The 19,025-nt window shown below is 41.7% G+C and carries 22 protein-coding genes; 10 read left to right on the top strand and 12 right to left on the bottom strand.

The genetic code is table 11. The annotated features are described in order from the left end of the window. Nucleotides 1-87 precede the first annotated feature (87 nt). Nucleotides 88-963, bottom strand: coding sequence for an alpha/beta fold hydrolase (locus BUE31_RS15515; RefSeq protein ID WP_083619982.1), 876 nt, complete (start codon nucleotides 961-963; stop codon nucleotides 88-90). Nucleotides 964-1,256: 293 nt separating this feature from the next. Then, nucleotides 1,257-2,063 (bottom strand): bestrophin-like domain, encoded by an 807-nt coding sequence (locus BUE31_RS15520; RefSeq protein ID WP_073404708.1) that lies wholly within the window; start codon nucleotides 2,061-2,063, stop codon nucleotides 1,257-1,259. Nucleotides 2,064-2,628: 565 nt separating this feature from the next. Between BUE31_RS15520 and BUE31_RS15525 the strand changes: the two genes are divergently transcribed. From BUE31_RS15525 to BUE31_RS15535, 3 genes are read left to right on the top strand one after another with little or no spacing between them, the layout of a single operon-like run. After that, entirely contained in the window at nucleotides 2,629-3,060 is a 432-nt protein-coding gene (locus BUE31_RS15525) for a hypothetical protein (protein WP_073404709.1), read from the top strand. Beyond that, nucleotides 3,060-3,986 (top strand): ATP-grasp domain-containing protein, encoded by a 927-nt coding sequence (locus BUE31_RS15530; protein ID WP_073404710.1) that lies wholly within the window; start codon nucleotides 3,060-3,062, stop codon nucleotides 3,984-3,986. Before BUE31_RS15525 ends, BUE31_RS15530 begins: the two co-directional genes overlap by 1 nt. After that, nucleotides 3,983-4,666 (top strand): hypothetical protein, encoded by a 684-nt coding sequence (locus tag BUE31_RS15535; protein WP_073404711.1) that lies wholly within the window; start codon nucleotides 3,983-3,985, stop codon nucleotides 4,664-4,666. Before BUE31_RS15530 ends, BUE31_RS15535 begins: the two co-directional genes overlap by 4 nt. A 73-nt stretch (nucleotides 4,667-4,739) precedes the next feature. On the opposite strand, the gene BUE31_RS15540 is transcribed toward BUE31_RS15535, so the two are convergent. Beyond that, nucleotides 4,740-5,282: a GNAT family N-acetyltransferase gene (locus BUE31_RS15540; protein ID WP_234997841.1), complete on the bottom strand. Its 543-nt coding sequence runs from the start codon at nucleotides 5,280-5,282 to the stop codon at nucleotides 4,740-4,742. 942 nt (nucleotides 5,283-6,224) lie between these two features. Between BUE31_RS15540 and BUE31_RS15550 the strand changes: the two genes are divergently transcribed. The 4 genes from BUE31_RS15550 to BUE31_RS31575 all read left to right on the top strand — a co-directional run bounded on the left by BUE31_RS15550 (nucleotide 6,225) and on the right by BUE31_RS31575 (nucleotide 8,353). Further along, nucleotides 6,225-6,719, top strand: coding sequence for a hypothetical protein (locus tag BUE31_RS15550; RefSeq protein ID WP_073404714.1), 495 nt, complete (start codon nucleotides 6,225-6,227; stop codon nucleotides 6,717-6,719). Nucleotides 6,720-6,912: 193 nt separating this feature from the next. Further along, a complete protein-coding gene (locus tag BUE31_RS15555; RefSeq protein WP_073404715.1) occupies nucleotides 6,913-7,323 on the top strand; it encodes a VOC family protein in 411 nt (136 codons plus the stop codon). A gap of 309 nt (nucleotides 7,324-7,632) precedes the next feature. Further along, the gene (locus BUE31_RS15560; protein ID WP_073404716.1) at nucleotides 7,633-8,022 is read left to right on the top strand and encodes a response regulator; all 390 of its coding nucleotides are present in this window, start codon (nucleotides 7,633-7,635) and stop codon (nucleotides 8,020-8,022) included. A gap of 196 nt (nucleotides 8,023-8,218) precedes the next feature. Beyond that, nucleotides 8,219-8,353: a hypothetical protein gene (locus BUE31_RS31575; RefSeq protein WP_255376666.1), complete on the top strand. Its 135-nt coding sequence runs from the start codon at nucleotides 8,219-8,221 to the stop codon at nucleotides 8,351-8,353. A 201-nt stretch (nucleotides 8,354-8,554) separates the two neighbouring features. On the opposite strand, the gene BUE31_RS15570 is transcribed toward BUE31_RS31575, so the two are convergent. The 5 genes from BUE31_RS15570 to BUE31_RS15590 all read right to left on the bottom strand — a co-directional run bounded on the left by BUE31_RS15570 (nucleotide 8,555) and on the right by BUE31_RS15590 (nucleotide 11,318). After that, a complete protein-coding gene (locus BUE31_RS15570; protein ID WP_073404717.1) occupies nucleotides 8,555-9,094 on the bottom strand; it encodes an SRPBCC family protein in 540 nt (179 codons plus the stop codon). A 26-nt stretch (nucleotides 9,095-9,120) separates the two neighbouring features. Then, nucleotides 9,121-9,972 (bottom strand): DUF2911 domain-containing protein, encoded by an 852-nt coding sequence (locus BUE31_RS15575; RefSeq protein ID WP_073404718.1) that lies wholly within the window; start codon nucleotides 9,970-9,972, stop codon nucleotides 9,121-9,123. 124 nt (nucleotides 9,973-10,096) lie between these two features. After that, the gene (locus BUE31_RS15580; RefSeq protein ID WP_073404719.1) at nucleotides 10,097-10,543 is read right to left on the bottom strand and encodes an SRPBCC family protein; all 447 of its coding nucleotides are present in this window, start codon (nucleotides 10,541-10,543) and stop codon (nucleotides 10,097-10,099) included. 18 nt (nucleotides 10,544-10,561) lie between these two features. Continuing rightward, nucleotides 10,562-10,885, bottom strand: coding sequence for an ArsR/SmtB family transcription factor (locus tag BUE31_RS15585; RefSeq protein WP_073404720.1), 324 nt, complete (start codon nucleotides 10,883-10,885; stop codon nucleotides 10,562-10,564). Next, the gene (locus BUE31_RS15590; protein WP_073404721.1) at nucleotides 10,866-11,318 is read right to left on the bottom strand and encodes an SRPBCC family protein; all 453 of its coding nucleotides are present in this window, start codon (nucleotides 11,316-11,318) and stop codon (nucleotides 10,866-10,868) included. The genes BUE31_RS15585 and BUE31_RS15590 overlap by 20 nt, the downstream gene beginning before the upstream one ends. Before the next feature lie 326 nt (nucleotides 11,319-11,644). On the opposite strand from BUE31_RS15590, the gene BUE31_RS15595 reads away from it, so the two are divergent. Beyond that, complete coding sequence (locus BUE31_RS15595) at nucleotides 11,645-12,208, top strand: dihydrofolate reductase family protein (RefSeq protein ID WP_073404722.1); 564 nt, start codon at nucleotides 11,645-11,647, stop codon at nucleotides 12,206-12,208. 115 nt (nucleotides 12,209-12,323) lie between these two features. On the opposite strand, the gene BUE31_RS15600 is transcribed toward BUE31_RS15595, so the two are convergent. Further along, nucleotides 12,324-12,794 carry a YybH family protein gene (locus BUE31_RS15600; RefSeq protein WP_073404723.1) on the bottom strand — a complete coding sequence of 157 codons (471 nt, stop codon included), beginning with the start codon at nucleotides 12,792-12,794 and terminating at the stop codon, nucleotides 12,324-12,326. Between the two features lie 128 nt (nucleotides 12,795-12,922). On the opposite strand from BUE31_RS15600, the gene BUE31_RS15605 reads away from it, so the two are divergent. Both BUE31_RS15605 and BUE31_RS15610 read left to right on the top strand, forming a co-directional pair. Beyond that, nucleotides 12,923-13,699: a helix-turn-helix domain-containing protein gene (locus tag BUE31_RS15605; protein ID WP_073404724.1), complete on the top strand. Its 777-nt coding sequence runs from the start codon at nucleotides 12,923-12,925 to the stop codon at nucleotides 13,697-13,699. Nucleotides 13,700-13,806: 107 nt separating this feature from the next. Further along, the gene (locus BUE31_RS15610; RefSeq protein ID WP_073404725.1) at nucleotides 13,807-14,427 is read left to right on the top strand and encodes a hypothetical protein; all 621 of its coding nucleotides are present in this window, start codon (nucleotides 13,807-13,809) and stop codon (nucleotides 14,425-14,427) included. Between the two features lie 142 nt (nucleotides 14,428-14,569). Here the strand turns inward: BUE31_RS15610 and BUE31_RS15615 are convergent, their stop codons facing one another. From BUE31_RS15615 to BUE31_RS15625, 3 genes are all read right to left on the bottom strand, one after another. Further along, a complete protein-coding gene (locus BUE31_RS15615; protein ID WP_234997842.1) occupies nucleotides 14,570-15,871 on the bottom strand; it encodes a CehA/McbA family metallohydrolase in 1,302 nt (433 codons plus the stop codon). 167 nt (nucleotides 15,872-16,038) lie between these two features. Next, the gene (locus BUE31_RS15620) at nucleotides 16,039-17,832 is read right to left on the bottom strand and encodes a hypothetical protein (protein WP_073404726.1); all 1,794 of its coding nucleotides are present in this window, start codon (nucleotides 17,830-17,832) and stop codon (nucleotides 16,039-16,041) included. A gap of 239 nt (nucleotides 17,833-18,071) precedes the next feature. Further along, nucleotides 18,072-19,019, bottom strand: coding sequence for a phytanoyl-CoA dioxygenase family protein (locus tag BUE31_RS15625; RefSeq protein WP_073404727.1), 948 nt, complete (start codon nucleotides 19,017-19,019; stop codon nucleotides 18,072-18,074). Nucleotides 19,020-19,025: the final 6 nt, after the last annotated feature.

A 19,025-nucleotide genomic window follows, 5' to 3' on the forward strand; every position in this document is an offset into this window, starting at 1 on the left:
TAATTGGTTTATAGATAAATCTAACATTAACGCTCATCGTCCGAAATATTTATCGAAGCATCTTTTCAATACCAAATGCAATTATGTTTACTTTAAAAAGCCACCCAGGTAACCTAATATCGTGTTTGTCTGCATCATCAGGCTCACATGCCCCTGCGAAGGAACAATGGCTAAATGCGATTTTGGCATCGGCGCCATATCAGCAGATACACCACCTCCCAGTAATTGATAGGTTTTTGCCAGCTCAACTTTATCCAGGCCATCATTGTCGCCCGAGATGATCAATACCGGCGACGTAATTTTCGCAATATTGCTGTCGCCCATGTCGAATGTCGACCCTACAAAAGCAAGCATCTGTTCCAGGAACTTTGTCCATTTTGTTTTGTCAGGCGCTACTGCATCATATGCGGCTTTCATAGGAGTATTCGTTAAAAATTCAGGCTTCAAAGCTTTGAACCCATTAGTCACTACAGGCAGCCAACCGCTGGTTTTATAAGTAGAAGAAATGATCACCAATCTTTTTACCCGTTTAGGGCTTTGTACCGTCAGTTGGTAAGCGATGGAACCACCCATGCTATACCCTACCACGTCGGCGCTATCAACCTTTAAGTAATTCATTACGCCTTCTACATCACTTGCCATGGTAGCCAGGTCTAATTTTCTGTCTGAATACTGCGTGTGCCCATGTCCCTGCATTTCAAGGGCAATTACCTTCCTTGTTTTTGACAATTCAGGTATTAATTGCCCCCAGTTCATCTCAATGTTCATAAAAGCGCCATGCAGCAAAACCAGAGGCTTACCCTCACCATATACTTCGTAATAAACTTTAATGCCATTAACAGGCACATAGCCACTGTCGGCAGGTTTACGCTGTTGCCCTTTAGACAGAAATACTGTAAAAAAAAGCATAGCAGTTATTAATACCGGTTTGAGGACATTAGATCCTTTAAATACTCTTTTCATGATATGTTATTTAAATTGTTTTGATTTTATTGACAATTCAAAGATCGAAGGTATTTCAGGATTTTACGCTGTGTAAAAATGACAGTTTGAGGGGTGGATCGTGACAAACTAAAATTGAAGATTTGTTACCTCCCTACTGGCGTGGGTATGACGGGGAGGCAATAGCGCAAAGGCTAGTAACATTGCGGTAGCGAACGACGCTTGACCGGGCGGGTTTGTACAAAGAATATAGATAGTGTTTGCGGACTAATATAATAATCGAATCAATCTTATTAGCTCCGATGCCTTAACTATTATGGTGTTTTATCAACGCTCAAAAAATAATTTCGAAGTTCACTAATTTTTTCGTGGGGGGTAGTTGTTTGTATAAAGCCGCGTCTTGGGCGGTCAAGGTCTAAAATGGTATAGATGGTCATTACGGTCATTAATGAATACAAGGTTAATATGATCCAGTCATTTTTCTTTTCTTTTTTACCATAGCCAACAATAAAGCTACCCAAAACAGTAAGGCTAACCAGTAAATAAATAATAATGTCAGGCACCCTGGCCAGCCGGCTTGCATCCCTCTCGGTAACACTGTCCATCATGGCGTTAATTGCAGGGATCATTTGATTGTCACGTACGAAATCAGGTGATTCCTTTTTTACGATTATAGCTCTTTCCCAAATAATGCCGGCCAGTTTTCCGGCATCCGCATATAATTGATGGATGGTTGTATCATCCCCTGCATTGTAATAAGCGATCCTGGTTTCTACATATTTTTGCAAGTCGTTTCTCAACTGGCTACGGATTGTATCGGGATACATATCAGCACGTAAAATAACTGTACTGATATTATTGGCTTCCAGTACAATCTGCGATCTGCGGGCATCATAGCGGGAAGAGGATACTCCGAAGGTGAAGGAAAGCAACAGCGATAACAAGCCTAACAATGCACCTTCAAGGGGACCTATGCCTTCAACCTTAGTTTCCGGGTGGTGTAATTTTATATAGCTGCCAATTTTTACGCCCAAATAATAAAAAAGCAAAATGCCCGCAAACAAAACAAGCGCAATAAGCGGCAACTGTGTTTTATATACAAATGCATTTAACAATACCATGATTAATTTTTATGTAAGTTTACTTAATTAAAAATTAATAACTACAATAGGCCTAATTTTATATTTTATCAAACTACCCGATCTTAATTTTCCTATTTCTGTTATAGGCGCTGTAAGGCTTACAGACGATGTACAATGTTAACACAGCTACCTCCGTCAGTTATTTATACAATAATTTTGTCCCGGCGTGGTCCTCCGCTGCCGCAAGCGGCCCCGGCTTGTGGCCCGTATGCTAAATAGTCCGCTTTTTAATCTATAATTCTTCCTGTTTGTTGTACTTATAATTACGGCTCATATTTTAAAGTACTATTTTGGTGATACTTAATAAAGCAAATAACCTTCAGGTTGTTTATTCTGCAGGGTATTTGCTTGTTGGCTATCTGTCCTTCGGGCTACAAGGGGGACCCTTGAAGCGGGTGTAAGGAACCTCATAAAAGACATCGACAGGGCGTACGGGTAAAACAAGCTATTGAGTTGGATACTCAAAAAATCATTTGGTCAACTGTGCACACTTGACCCGGCTGCCGAATTAATTTTATATATTTAAAATAAATTTACACCAACCATGAGACCATTTGTATACCAGTTCCTAGAAAAGCCTATAAATATCCTTGAAAAGGGCTCGCAACTCATTGAATATTCGGCCGATTTGAACCTTTCTGTATTGAAAGGAACGAATCATCCTGCAATTCAACTACCACAATTAGGCACGACCACCTTTACCAAAGCTGATGATGAAGGGACGGATTCTGACATTAACCGCTCAGCTAAAACTGCTTATGATCAGCTCACCACTCACACTTTTACGCGTAACCAACTTGAAAGCGGCGACAGTGACTTTAACGAGACGATTAATCGTATCAGGGCTTTGACAGACACCAATACTCTTACTTTAGTGAATGCGGAAACTAGCGATTCGGATGCCCACCGGCTTTTTCAAATGCTTTCCACCCAGACATTCACCGAAGCCAAGGAAGCTACTGACAGTGACAAATAATGATCCTAATCATTACCCACAAGGAAGATTATACGGCAGATTTCCTAATCAATCAACTCAACCAACAGGAAATTTCTTATTTCAGGCTTAATTGCGAGGATTTGTTGGTGTCGCCCCTTTATGAAATCAGCGATAAGGGTGACTTTAAGGTCTTCTTTAAAGAACATTCTGAAATCAAAAGTATTTGGTACAGACGGACGCAATTGCCTGACCTCAAAGGAATGAATCCTGCTGAACAGCAATACTTTTTCCAAGAATTTGAAGCGTTACTGGAGAATTTATACCATGCTTTAGCTCATTTTAAATGGTTAAGCGACCCCTTCCGGATCAGGATGGCCGAAAATAAACTTCTCCAATTACAAAAAGCACGATTGATTGGGATGAATATACCAAGGACACTGATCACCAATGACAAAGAAAAATTAAAGGCATTTTACGGTCAAAACTCACAAATTATTATCAAGCCGCTATATTCGGGTTATGTGCCACAGAACGGTTCCACATCGCTATTGTTTACGAATCTTATTGGCGAAGTTGAGATGGCAACCCTCGATGAATTTGACCTGACTCCTTGTATCTATCAGGAGTATATTGAAAAAGAATATGAGCTTAGGATTACCGTGGTTAACGGCAAGGTATTTGCCGCGAAGGTTGACTCCCAGGCGCATGAGGAAACCAAGGTGGACTGGCGAAAGATTAAATTGCAATTTTCAGCCTGTGAAATCCCTTCGGAGGTGAGTCGGCAATGTATAGAACTATGCCAGACATTAGGCATCAACTTCGGCGCAATTGATTTGATCCAAGATAAAGCCGGTAAGTATTGGTTTCTGGAAATCAATCCAAACGGTCAGTGGGCCTGGATCGAAATGGATACAGGTTTAAAAATTTCAGCATCCATTATTCAATATTTAACGACCAACCTATGAAAGGCGACACTTTATTAGATGACAAGATTGAATACCTTAAAAATCTTTACGAGGAGGAAAATGACCGCCAGAAAATGGTTGAAGGCAAATGTGCCCAGATTGTTTCCAATTCTGGGATATTTCTGTCCCTTATCGGACTACTGATCACCATTTTGTTTAATACAAGAGATGCCATGCATCCTGTTGTCAAAATCATATTGGCAATCTGCATTACGCTGATCATCGTATTATACATTATTTCGATGATCAACGGGCTACAAGGGATCAATCCGTTTAAATATTATTATGCACGGGGCAGCGCAGATACCGTCAAGAAATTCACCGATATAACTAAATTTAAGGAAGAGCAAGTAGGGGATTACCTATATTGCATTCAGAAAAATCACGAATTAAACACACAAAAACTAGACTTTTTGGGGAAGGCAAGAACAGCGTTCGTCAGAGGGATTTATACGACGGGTGGCTTAACTTTTATCCTAATGTCTTATCTGACATTCTTTTATATTACAGCGCCTTCTAAGCCCCAACAAATAGAGATAATTGCCGGGGGCAACAAGGAACAAATAAAGGAAATCAGTAAATCGCTATCTAGCATTCAATTAAAAACGCTTGGTGCGGCTGATATTAAACAGATCATATTACTTGCAGATTCTCTTTCAAAACGGAATAAAAGCAAATAAGAATAAAGTAGCCCCCGCCGCCCGTCCAAGCAAAATGCCTGGACAGGCGGTTGTTGTCCAACCCGGCGGCTTATCACTCTGAAAGCCTATAAATATATTCTTCAATCTCTGTTTGCCGGGCATTAGCAAATCCTTTGTCCTTTCCGATTTTTACAAAACCGCATTTCTCTAAAACTTTTTGTGAACCATAATTGTCAAATGCAACACGTCCATAAATCGGCCTGGTTTGTTCAATTTTTAAAAAGTCTTTAAGCGCTGTTGTGGCAATTCCTTGTCCCCAAAATTTTCTGTCAATCCAATAAGTAATCCCGGCATCCCCTTCCATAATAAATTTTGCTACACTACCTACAATTTCATCATTAGCTTTTATTGTCTGCATATTTATTGTCGGGTCAGTTAAAAACTTTGAATACTTTTCAATGTAAGCAGTTTTATCGTTTGGGTCTTTAGCTGTGAACGCTGCTAAATAATTTGCTTCTTTGTCAAGCTGAAATTGAAAAAATGCATTTAAATCATCTTTTTCTGTTTTAATCAATGTGATATTGTTGTTTGTCATTATTTTGAGATTTTTGTGATTTTGTTGTTTTGAGCCCTCTGTCTCAGCAGGGTCTCTCAATTGCTATTAAGTTAAGGGGAAACACAAATGCGATTCTCTCCCAAAGCCTTTTAGCCCCCTCTAAATCTCCCCCGGTAGGGGAGACTTTAGCTTCGCGCTTTTTTTAAGTCCTCCCTACCGGGGAGGATTTAGGTGGGGCTATTCGACGAAGTTATGTGGCTAGTTATAGACCACATTCTCTTAACTTAATAGCATTGTGGAGACCCCGCGAGGACGGAAAATGCGTTTAAATCATCTTTTTCTGTTTTAGTCAATGTGATATTGCTGTTTTTCATTATTCTGAAATTTTGTGTGATTTTAAAACCAATTCCTGCCTTTCCATTTTGCTTTGCTCTCCTTATTTTTTATAAAAATAAGTAATTAAATTAAAAATACTAAAAGCATTAGCAACATTTTAGTATTTTGGGCTGATTGATGTAAGCCCATTACATTTTGATAAAACAATATTAATTAATTGATTATCAATAATATAAAACAACATTAACCATAAACTATGCTAACCATGTAAACCCACTTTTTCGAAAAAAGTGTCCCGTTGGTCAATGTCATTAAGTTAAGCTTTTTTGCCCTCTTTTTTGCTTGCAAAAGAGAGGGCGGTCCAGCGAAGCGTCGACCGGGTGAGTCCTCTGCAAGCGGCGTTAACGCGAATGTATTGGCGCAAATGCACTGGCGTCGACTCACCCCGACCTCGCTTCGCTGGTCGACCCTCTCTACCGCAAGCGGTAAAGAGGGTGAGCTGCAATTCTCCCTTAACTTAATGACATTGCCCGTTGGTTTAAAATGATGTTTAGTCCAAACTTGGGCGGTGAGTAAAGAAAACAACAAAACCTGGCTTTCGACCCGGTGATAAAAAAGATGTCACAAATACCCCTCAACTTTGTCACGACAACACCGTTATTGCCATGACACTTTGTGATAACTTTACTAAAAATAACCTATATTATGGAAACCAAAACAGCCAGCAGCAGAACAGAAGGCTTACTGACCTTGTTCGATATGCAGACCACTTTTTTTAAAAGAGCCATCGAAGGGATCGCGGAAGAAGATACCTATAACCGTTTAAATACCAAAGCGAACCACATCGCCTGGCTAACCGGTTCGCTGGTGCACCAGCGGTACCAAATGACCTCGGAAACCCACCCTGAGTACAAACAGAATGGCGGCGAACTATTCCAGGACAACAAGGGCATCCAGAACGATACCAGGTATCCTGACATGGCCGAATATCTGACAGATTGGGAAAAGATCAGCCCAGCTGCAAGGGAAGTATTGGTTAGCATGAATGATGAAAAATTGGACAGCGAGATAGATATGGGCTTCATGAAAATGACCTATTATGAACTCCTGTCCTTTACCATCTACCGCGAAGCCAGCATCATCGGCCAGATCGCCTTGTGGCGCAGGCTGCTGAACTATCCCGCCATGCGCTATGATTAAAAATACCCTGTACGCTCTTTTTGTGTATTATTGAAGAAAATGAGACCGATCAGCCTTTACTGAATAAGTAAAAGCGGTGGTACGTGACTGCATAACCGGGAAGCGCCAATCCCTATTTTTTCAAAGCACTATAGGCTTGTTATTAAAATCTCTCTAAATTATTAAATTAGGACTATACATTAAAATTAACCCGATGGATACAATTAACCCTTACATTGGCTTTAACGGCAGGTGCCGGGAGGCTATGAATTTTTATAAAGCTCGTTTTGGCGGAGAATTAGACCTGCAACTGGTAGATGGCTCACCTATGGAACAGTACTGGCCGGAGGGAAAGGGCAAAATCTTTCATTCGGCCCTCACGCTGAACGGTAAGATGCTGCTTATGGGTTCGGATATGAGCGGTCCCAAAGGACAGACTGTTGGCGATAATATCCAGCTGGCGATCAGCTGCACCAGCGAGGAAGAGATCCACAGGTTCTTCCGGGAGCTTGGAGAGGGCGGCCTGGAGCTGGCCCCGGTCAGTGAAATGTTTTGGAATGCCTTGTTCGGTTCCGTAAGGGATCAATTCGGGATCAACTGGATGCTGAACTACAACAGGAGCTGACCCTTTGTATAGCGCAACATCTACGGGGAATTGTCTTATGCCCCCATTACAGGTGTTCGGAAGATTGTAAAAAAGGGTGGCCTGTTCGATTCCTTTCCCCGGGGAAGGAATCGAACAGGCCACTGCTTGTTTTGATTCTCCTGAACTCCTACCAATTTAACGTATAATAAAATTTAAAAAAAATACGATACGGACCAGTATTTACGTTAAAAATTAGTAGCTTTAATGCTTAACTTTATTCGTTTTTTCAACTGTTACTACTTATACATTTGTTCGGGTTTCTGTCTTTTTCACTTAAATTAAAAGTTTATGGAAACGATCATGGTACAAGAAGCAGATGCCGCCACCCTTGATGTGGTGACCACTGCTTTACAAATGGAGGGCTACCGGGTTTGCAGCCTGACCGATACGAACGAAAATGCCCTGGAGATGATCCGGCGGTACCATCCCAAACTCGTACTACTTGATTGCTGGCTTAGGCACCACTCTGATAAACAAATCTCACACTGGATCAAATCGCATTTCCCCCGTTTGCCGGTCATCGCCCTTAGCTCCGATAAGCAGATTGACCAGGAATATCATAAGCTTGGCTTTGACGGTTATTTGAAAAAGCCATTTGACATGGAAGTGCTTTACCGCGTGACCCAGACATACCTGCACAGGCGGAGAAAGCGCCACCCCATGGCTGAACCCGCTTGATTGGTCTCTTTTAAAATGTACAATCGTGGATATTAACTATTGGTGGGCTGGTTTGTTATAGTCTGTATGGTTAAGATTGGAGTTTGATCAAAGTGTTTCGGAATGATTTGACAGAGGCCCTGCAATGGGACGGTTAAGGGATTCGCATTGTCCGCCTGATTAGCGTCGTGATCAGATCTTACCAAACAGCTCTAAAATGATCACAACAAATAACACCATTAACCAAAATATCAATGTAACACTCATTTCTCTTTCAAAAAAAAGGGAAATGGTGATCCGTGCATTATTTAGCTTTCTGCGTATCCCGGCTCTATTTGCCATTTGCCGCTAAATTATTTTCAAGCAGGAGAACTATTGAAGGGCATCGGCAAAGCCTAATGGATAAAACCGGAAGTAAAAATACAGCCACATTAATCAAATTTTCCGTACAAAATGGATTGATTACATAACGATAGATTCGGAAGAACTATCGTGAAGGGCGCTTTTCATTTGGTGAAAAAAGCCCCTAACAGGGACTTTTTTCTGAAGAATTTCAGGCATTACCTGCGGCAGACTTAAATTTCTCTTCATCTGTAGTCATCGGGTTGTCCGTACTATTCGGCTGGCCTTTTCCTGTGGTTATCAAGTTCAACAAACTTTCACCTATATAGTGGCCCCATGCATTTGAACAGACATCAAAACATTCATAATCCGGGACTAAACCCATGTGGGTAAAGCGGATTTGTGTTTTGCCGTTCTTTTCAGAGATCTCAAAAATAATTTTTGTGTTTACCCACTCGGTTTTAGCGAACCCATCGCCGCTGGACAAAGAATGTGAAGCATCATTGAAAATCCCGGGCTTAAAATAGTTGTCCATCACGTGCCAAACAACTTTTTTATCAGGAATGAGTTCAATTAATTTCATTTGACAGCGGTGAATGTCTTCGAAATGATAGTTAAACACCTCATTGAGCTTATCTGTGCTGCCTTCAATTTCTTCCGACCACCATCCGCGTACATTGGTGATGGCGTTGAAAGCTGCTGCCGGAGTCTGGTCTACCAATATGGTAGCGGTAAAATCTGTTGTTGTCATTTTTTTATGTTTTTTTTATTTTTAAATTAGTTTATAGCTGCATCGTGCAAAATCTCTTTATTCATGCGCACATATTCCTGGCTATTTTCAGCCAAAGCCAGTTTAAGGCCTTCGTTGGCGGAAGTGATCGCCGATTTTTTATCGCCTGTTTTTAGCTGTAGCCTGGCCAGCCAGTATTTTACATTAAAAGCCGCGGGCTGTGCTTTATCGGCTTCCTGCATCCAGGCAAGCGCCTGGTTAAGATCCAGCCCATGATTATAATACCAAATGGCCGACATATAGTAAGGCTTTTTATCGCCCTTCATCGCTTCCTGTATATTGGCCATGATGCGCTTGTTTATATCGGTTCTTAACCGGAGGTTGATGCCCGTATTTTCCCATAATATTTGAAGCACACCGTCCTCCTGGTGAACATCGGCAAACTGAATGGTCAAAGTTTCTATCCTGGCGGCTAGTTTTACCGGCTTTACTTTAAACCGAAGCAGGTCCTGCTTTTCATCGTAGGAGTACGCGCCCCACTGGCTGGTATTTTTGTTAAATATTATGGTCCACTCATCGGGGCCGGGGATACTAAAGAGCGAATATGCACCGGGCGCAACGGTATGACCTTCCACTGCTATCGTATCTGTTAGCGTGATGACGGTGGCATTATTTGCTCCTGTACGCCATACTGTGCCATAGGGTTCAATGCCGCCAAATATCTTTCTGCCTTTGGTATTTGGCCTGTAATATTTTACCGAAATGGTGCCAAGGCCAAAATCCTGTTCAATACGTTGGCCGGGACTTGTTGACGGTATTTTTCCTTTCAATTCCTGGGCAGAGGCGCTATAGAAACTGAAACTAATTAACGCGAGAAGATAAAATAATGAGACTTTCATAGTTGAGTAATTATTGGTTGATTTTTGAATGATAAAAGCTGTTGTGGTTATTTTGTTGTGGCTGATTTTAATCTTATGTTACGAAATAGAGAAAGGCTGCGAACCAGGCTTTTGCGTTAAAACTTCACCCTAAAAAAATCTCCTCTCCTTTACCTGTGGTAATCAAGCTAAATAAACCTTGTTGGATAAGCTGGCTCCATGAATTTGAACAGCTATCGAAACACTCAATTTCGGGAATCAATCCCTGGTGAGTAAAACGGAGCTGCGTTTTGTTGTCCATTTCAAAAATTTCAAAACTCATTTTTGTATCGGTCCATTCCTTTTTATCTTCAGCATAATTAATTTGGCTTTCAGTAACAAGCCATACTACTTTTCGATCAGGGATCATTTCAACTATTCGTTGCTTTGATAAATGAAATTCTTTATAACGATATGTGAACTCATCGTTAAGCTTGACTGTACTGCCCTCAATTTCGCCCGACCACCAGGCCCGGGGATTATTAATTGCATTAAATACTTGTTCCGGAGTTTCCTCCACTTCAATCGTAGTTGTAAAATCTTGTTTATTCATAACCTTTTTGGCGATGCTTTAGTTGGGTAATTTGTTATTTAATAAGGTTTCTAACGCTTTCAGTTTCGATGTCCAGAACTGGTCGAAGTATGAAAGCCAGGCCTGCAGCTCTTCAAAACCATCCTTTTTCAGTGTGCAGTACCGTTCCCGGCCCATGTCCTGAATGGAAATAAACCCCGCAGTTTGCAGTATTTTAATGTGCTTGGATACCGCAGGGCGGCTCATATCGAAATGGTCTGCCAGGCTGTTGATGGTCAAACTATCCGCTGATAGCAGTATCAGCATTTTCCGCCTGCTGGGGTCTCCGATCACCTGGAAGGTATCAAGTTTTGGTATGGCCATGTGGTGCAGTGTTTAAAAGTTTGTCGATATTTTGGAGTTTCTCCACCCAGCCATGCAGCAAGCCGTTGTAAAAATCCAGGTTTTCTTTTTTCGCGAAACCGCTGTGCTCTAAGAAAACCTCCGTGCCTTTGTCTTTGGGCTCCAGTTTCCATATCACAACTGAATCAAGTGTGATCTTGCCCTCGCCAGGGCCGCTCTTCCATGAATAGGAAAGCCTTTTAAAGGGGACGATCGCTAGTACCTTGCAGTAGAAGATGCCATCGAAATTCAGGTTAGGTATCGGGCCTGTCCTGAATTGAAAGTCAAAGCCTACAATAGGCTGAAAATCGTTTTTCATGAGCCATTGCGCCATCAGTTCAGATTTTGTCAGGTATTCCCAAACTGTCTCCGGCGGATGTGGGAAGAAAAATTGGTGTTTAATAATTTTTGCCATAATAGGTAACCTTTAAGTTACTCAAATGTATAAGTAACTTCTGAGTTACGCAAATTTTTTTTAATAAATTTTAAAACAAGCGCTAATTGTCCGTCTTAGTAGTCACCTTTCTCCATTTTTCAACCGCACAATAAAGATTTTTTGGTAGCTTTAAATAACGATGAAAGCGTAACAGGTTCCTTCAAGAACTGGCCTATTACACCAGGCGAGGGGTTTTTATCGCTGTGCATATAATTATCGCACGAAACCGAAGACATTCGAACACTATAGTACGGACAACAAAACCAAAAACAATTCAACAACGCATATCCTCAAATAACACATAGATGACTGCAGATCAATTTAAAATAACCATCCATATGGTTTCAAGTCTTGATGGCTATATTGCCAAAAAAGACAATAGCGTTTCGTGGTTCGAGACAGCTGACAACTACGAGAAAGGAGTTACTGTTACCGGGCAAGATGTGGAGGAATTTCTTAAAACAATAGACTGCTACGTAATGGGTTCCCGGACCTATGAACACGCTTTGGAACTTTCAAAATCTTATGGCTGGGCCTATGGAGATGTGCCGACCATTGTGTTAACTCACAGAAAACTGCCGGTTGACAGGCAGAACATTGAAACTTACTCGGGCGACCTGAACAAATTAGTCAATGAACGACTAAAACCAAATTACAAAAATGTTTGGCTTGTAGGCGGTGCTAAGCTTGCTAAAGACTTCATTCGTTTAAACTTAGCGGATGAAATAAGACAGTCAATTCTGCCTGTTATTTTAGGTGATGGAATGCCGTTTTTTGATCAGATTGGACAGGAACAAGCATTACACTTAAAAGATGTTAAAGCCTACAAAAGCGGAATGGTTGAGCTGGTTTACGAGATAAGAAAATAATAGGATGTTCTGCCAGGGTTTCAATAGAAAATTAGCAGAGTGAGAAACCACAAAAGCCTGATATTTCTATCAGGCTCTACTATTGTTTTAATTGAAAAAAGGACTTCCCTCCATCCTATTTTTGAGCACGATTAGTGCTGAACGAATCCCGGAACATTTTCCAACCATTCTTTGTCTTCTTCCAAAGCACTAAAAATTTGCCATCGTCAAATAACTTTCCATTGGCGTCAAATGATTGCCAGAGACCTTCTTCGGTAACGTACTCAAGGCCGTCTCCGTAAATATTTAGGGTAATGAATTTACCTCCCCTAAGGCCGTAATTTTCGTATCCATCCTTAAAGAACTTTGCCATTGCAGTACGCCCGCATAGAATAGGCGAATTAGGCGGCAACAAGCAGGCATCTTCTGCGTAATGATTAAGAATAGAGCCGTCGTTTTTTGCAATTGCGGTAAAATAAGTAGCATTACTTGCGGCAATAGCCTTTTTAGCTTCATTTAAAGCATTTGTATGATTCGATTGTGCATTGGCAATAAAATGCGCGAATGCCAGGAAGAAAATTAGCAGGCTTTTTTTGTAACTTTTCATTTTAATAAATTTTTAGTTTGATATTCATCAAAGGTAAAATCCATTAAACAGAGAAAATTGTATAAAAACGAACAAGAATTGTATGGCAACGTTGCTTAATAATTATCACAACATCATTATATTTGAGTATGAGAGACCGGGTGTTTTTTCCATCTGATATTTTAAAACCCTATATAAAGAATTACTGGACTTGCTGGCACCCTGCAGACGTTATGGAAGTTATGTATCCGAGCGGATCTGTAGAACTTTGTATTGACATCTCCGGTAGCGACACTGTCAGGCACCGGGGAGATCAGTCGATGAAAGTGCCCAGCTTAGAGGTGTTAGGGCATTGGACTATCCCAACCAGGGCCGCCATTGCAAAAGGCAATACTTGTTTAATAACACGGTTCCATCCATACGCCAATTCGCTTTTTTTTCCCAATCCGGCATCGGACTTTACCAATGAGTCGATTGATCTTTGCGATATTTTCCGCAGAGAGTCTGCTGATTTTTATGATCGTTTAATGGAACAACCTTCCATTGAGCAGAAAATAGAAGTTCTTGAAGCGTTTTTAATTCAGCGGTTAACCAGGAATAAAAAAAGCAATCACCAATTGAAATTAGTTGAGTATTTGTGTGATCATGTTTATAAAGAAGATAAACCCTTCAACATACAAAATCTATCAACACACTCCGGCTTTTCTGAACGTTATATTCAAAAGCTTTTTATTGATTGGGTTGGCATAACGCCCCAAAAGTTTTTTTCTGTTCAGCGGTTTAACAAAAGCCTTGAGCTAATAAGGTCATCCACCGCACCGCTTACTTCTATAGCTTTTGAATGCGGTTATTATGACCAGGCACACTTTATTAAGGAATTTAAATCGTATACCGGGTTAACGCCTAATCAAGTGAAAGGGCTTTAGGATGCTATAGTTGATTCCAATTTGACCTGACGAAGGAGGATATACAATGTTTAGATTTGTGGACATGCGTTAAAATATGTTACTTTTAGCGTACGCTTACAATCGTTATGAAGACCTTACTTATTATAGCCGTAGTTATTGTTATTGGATTGATTCTTAAAGCCTGTGTATCGGGGGATCAACTTGCAAAAGATCCTTCCCGCCCATCAGAAGATAAGAAGCCTACAGTCGAAAAAGAAAATGACAAAATTATTTTAGTGGATAATGCAAATCATGAAGACATAAAAAACGCATTAATTGCATTCTGTAATATGTATAATAAGGATGATTTTGCTGCTTTGCCGAGGCTCTGGCAACTGTCCTCAACTTCATTTGCTGTTACTTTTCCTTATGATGCTGACTTTGCTACCTATTGCTTTGCGGTCAATTATCTTAAGTATCCGAGTGATATCAAATGGCATGCACAAGTGCGCGCATGGGCCACTACTAAAGCTGGCGATGACTGGATACCAAAGGAAAGTATTAACGAGAAAGTGATGCTCTTTCTGGCTGAAGATGATAAAGAGTACGATAATGTATTTGTTACCACTAAAGATAACGTAGGCTATAAGCTTGACTTTTCAAAAAATAAGGCAAAGCCACCTTTAAGCAGCCCTAAGGAAACATACGAAGAACCATTATTAGAACCAAACTCTTTAAAGGATCAAAAGCACGAAGACTTTAAGTAGATTCTGTCCAAATCCGCTATTAAACGCAAATTAGATATGAAATGGTTAGAGATTTGTGGAGCCTCCATCACAAAGGCCTGGTAAAAATATCCGGCCTTTGTATATTAGAGTCTTTTTACTCTAATATATGCTCCCTCCCACATCAAAAATTCGGATCAAAATTAAAATAGATCGGGTTTGACAATCCTACCATATTACCGCTCAGCGCCATTGATCCGGGAACCTGCGGATAGGCTGTGGGCGGCCCCTCAACCACAACACGGTAATAGGTACGACCAAGTGTTGCCGGTGTATCGGTGAACTCTACCACAGGCGTTTTGCCTGTAGCTTTGTAGGTGCCGAACGGGTCGCCGTTTTTTACCACACTAACTTTATAGGTGCTGTCCGGAGAAGTATTTCCTGTAAGCTGAACCCGGAATTTGACAGGCTTCCCCGTTGCTTTGGCATCGTCGCCCATCATCATATCCATTTTGCCGTCCTGGTCAAGGTCAGCGTAAAATTCAACGCGGGGTGCGTATGGATTTGCGCTGACTGAAACACGGCCGTTAGTAAGGGCGTCTATAACTGCCTGCGTTGTCCGTGCTTTAGCAAACACCCAGGTTGTTGGGGTTCCTACATAGTTGGCCTTTGCCTGGTAGCTGTTCTTCGTTGCCTTATCGGGTGAATCAGGAGTGCCGTGATGCGAGTCGCTCCCACCCCTGCCGGTAAGTTTGCGGCCTGATGAAAGCATATCGTCCCAGATCATGATCGCATTGGCATTTTTGGACCAGATAGCAGAATTCCATACTTCGATAGATTCGACCATGTCATAAGAAAATCCGAAATGATCTTTTCCGCTTGGGTGATTGGCCGACAGGTGAATTCCGAGTTCCTTTTTCACAGCCCCAACCACCACATCGCGCTGATCGCGGACATCATATAGCCGCTGGTGATCATATGGTTTGGCCGAGAACGCATTGCCGTGGCCACGGGTGGTTGTCCATTCTGCGCTATACAGCAGTAATACGGAGTCTGACTTAAACTCGGGATCTGCCCAGGTGTTATGCGCAACATCGCCATTTACATGATTGTCATGGTCGGTAATGCCGATGTAGTCCATGCCGACAGACTTACAAAAGGCGATGATTTTTGCAACGGAGTTATTCGAGGCATCCTTACTATGAATGGAATGCACATGAAGATCACCCTTTAGCCACATGCCATCTGTAAGGCTTGCGATAGGAGGCAATGGACCAACTTCCACAGGCGCCCAGGGATTGACATGGCCCGACTGGGCCAGTGCAGAACTGTTAGTGCAACAGGCCATAATCGCCAGTAATCCGGTATATACAATACCCTTGAACGGGGCTATTTTCCTGGTATTTTTTAATATCATATTCTTTAAAAGTTCGTGTGAAACCATTGGCCCGAAATTATACCCGGCAAATAACATATCCCTATCCATTGGTATTAAAAAATTGTTAACACCGGTAAAATGAGGTAAAAACAGTGTTACAATGACAGCTGTAACCGGCTTATAAACTATATGAACCAGGAATGAGATGATGTTAACAAAAAGCACCTGCAATGTCTACAGGTGCTTTTATTCAAACTTAAATCTAAACTAACAATCTATTTCCCTTTTTTCTTCTTCTCCATATCATCATGAACCGTAATCAACGGAATTATTTTCCCATAAATATGGCTTATGCTATCCGGATTCAGGGCAGGGACTGATGATGAGTGGCAGGTAAAACACGAGAATTTGGGTTGCTGGAAATAGGTTTCCATGGTACTGTTAGCCAGCACGCTTGTGCCTATTGATACACCCGGGGCCGTGCCGTTGAGCCCGTACACGCCACCTGTTGGTGCTGCGCCCCCGCTTGTCCATGTTGCGCCTATTAAAAGGTAATTGCCGCGCACATCTTTATCGCCCAGCAATGAGCGGATGTTATTGTTGATGGAGATGATCTCGCTGTTTGAAGCTGCCGAGCTTTGATCCTCCTGGTTGGTAACAGAATCTTTGGCGCTGCCCCATGGCAATGCGCTAAGGGTATTGCTCGGCGTAATGGTAAAGCCGGAATCGGCGGTAATGGTATCGGTTGAATTAAAGTTTTTGTCAACATTCGTCATATGCGAAACATTGAAAGATTTATCCGAAGCATCTTTACTGAACAGCCAGCCGGTACCGGTATCCTGCGGTACTACTTTTACCTTTTTATTGCTATCCAGGTACTGGTATTCGGCATTAGGCGTATTGCTCTGGTGCTCAAAAGTAGACCAGATCATTTCCGGGTGCCCGGCAACGCTGCCGACAATATGCATTCCTACCAATGCCATTTTCACTGTTTTTTCGCCATTGGGAATCCATTGTTGTGGGTTTGATGTATTGTATGTTGGGATTGTAGCCATAACGGTTACATAATCGCTTGCGTTTGAAAGGGAGCTGGCCTCAACCCATGAAGTTTTAAGCTCCATAGCCAAAGCATTTGAATCAGGCAGGGTAACATTATTGGCTTTGGCGTAAGTGATGATACTATCTAAAGCGCCCTGTGTGGTTGGGAAGGTGTTAGCGGTTAATTTGCCGTTTGTTGCACCGGTTAAAAACCAGGCATATACATCATTCACCATCGTTAAATAGTACACTAATGATCCATTTTGCGCCATCAAAACATCACCGGTTGCCTGCCCTGCCTCGGTTTGCACCTGGTTACCTGCGGCATCCAAAAATACCGATCTGCCACCTGCTGTAAACCGCTCCACTATATTTTTCTGGTTGAGCTTATGACGGATAATTGCCTGCGGGTGCTGAATAACTTTCCCGGCTTTGTCCATAAATACAAAAGCGCCTTTACTGTCAAGGCTTACATGATCCACCTCAACCTGGGCTCCAGCAGCGCTTTTTACCAGCGCTTTAGCTTTCGGGGCTGATTCTGCTGTTTCAACTTCCAGCATTCTTCCCTTTGTATCAATAATAACAGGGAGCCTGTTCGGGCCGTTTTTGGTAACATGGCTGGCCATTCTTAATGGGGTATTAGCAGTATGAGGTTGTAATTTGCGGTTACCGGTTGAATCTGCCGGTAAAACATCATAAAATAAAGGCGACTCTAATACCGTATTTTCACTTCCGTATTGTTTGGCATTTGGGGAAGTAAGCCATAAAAACATATTTTCAGACCATTGGTAAAATTCGCAGTTGTTTTGATGCAAAAAGGCAACACTGTTAGCCGGCAATACCAATCCGTTAGGCTCGGCCTTGCCGCTGGCAAACCAAGAGTTAAACATAGCAGGTGTAACCGTACAAGAAGGATAAACATCCTGTGGGAGTTTAATTTTATCAACAGCAGGGGTTGTTTTAGTGTTACAGCAGCACCATAGTGCACAGCCGGAAATAATCCCTGCAATGATTTTGAATGAATGTTTCATAATAATTGTGATTGAAAGGTTTAAATATTGATAAAAGTGTTCAGGTTATCAACACAATGCTTAATAAGCAATATGTTAATTTATAGATAAATATAAAAACAATTATTGATAATTTACAAATAGAATATTATTAAATATTGGGGATAAATTATTAACTGTAACAAGAAAAAAAGCTATAAAACCTGGGGCCTTATAGCTTTTTTCACTCCAATTTGTTCACTTAAATCAGCAAACCCGGCCTACCACTTCTTCAGGCCCAGCAGCCTTTCTCCTAATTCGGAAAGTTCAGCCACAGGGTTTTGCTTTTCGCGCTTTTGTGGATCACCCGGAAATGCATAGCCTTCCATGGCATCGCGGTTTTGCCAGCTGTTAATTCGCCATTTCCGTAACTCTTCATTATCTTCCTGGGCAGGCATCATGGCAATATATTGTGCTATGCGCACTTTATCACCACTTGTATTTGGCCTTATGCCGTGAGGCTGCAGGCTGTTAAATATTAAAAGATCGCCTGCTTCCAACTTAACCTTTACTATCTCAAATCCTGTTGGGTCGGGTTTATAATGATCCCGATCATCCGGCTGGGTTAGCTTCCAGGTGTCATAAGTACGGTATAATTCGGGGATACACTGAAAGCCGCCCATGCTTTCATCCATCTGATCGGCCAGGGCCAAAACACCCTGCACATTTTGAGGTTTGGTTTCAGGGTCATAATCCCAATGTATAAACCCTTTGTAATCAAAGCCGGGGCGCAGCGGGAAGTTCAAGTTCGCCCGGTCAATAGTCACCCAAAGCTTTTCGGTTCCCCAAACGTCAGCAAAAGCGGCATGAACTTTTGGATATTGCCTATTGTCCCACATATACTGGTGGTTATAGATCTCAACCATACCCGTATTGTTAAGCTCTTTCATTTGCATTTGGGCATTAGGCTTTTTGTACCAGCTTTCTATATCATCAGGGTTTTTATCTTCATATTGCCACAGGTAGTCGGCCATTTTTTTAACCTGTTCTTTTGGTACGGCATTTTTTATGATCACATAGCCATTGGTTATCCAAAAGTTCCAGTCATCTTCACTAAGTAAACGAAGCGGCTCGCCATTGCTGCGGTCGTTTAGTTTTATCTGGCTTGATTTTGCAGTTGAAGGGTTTCCGGGGATCTCCTTGTGGGCATTCATTGTTTCTGCTTGCATAATTAA

The sequence above is a fragment of the Mucilaginibacter sp. OK098 genome, assembly GCF_900142915.1.
Classification (GTDB): domain Bacteria; phylum Bacteroidota; class Bacteroidia; order Sphingobacteriales; family Sphingobacteriaceae; genus Mucilaginibacter.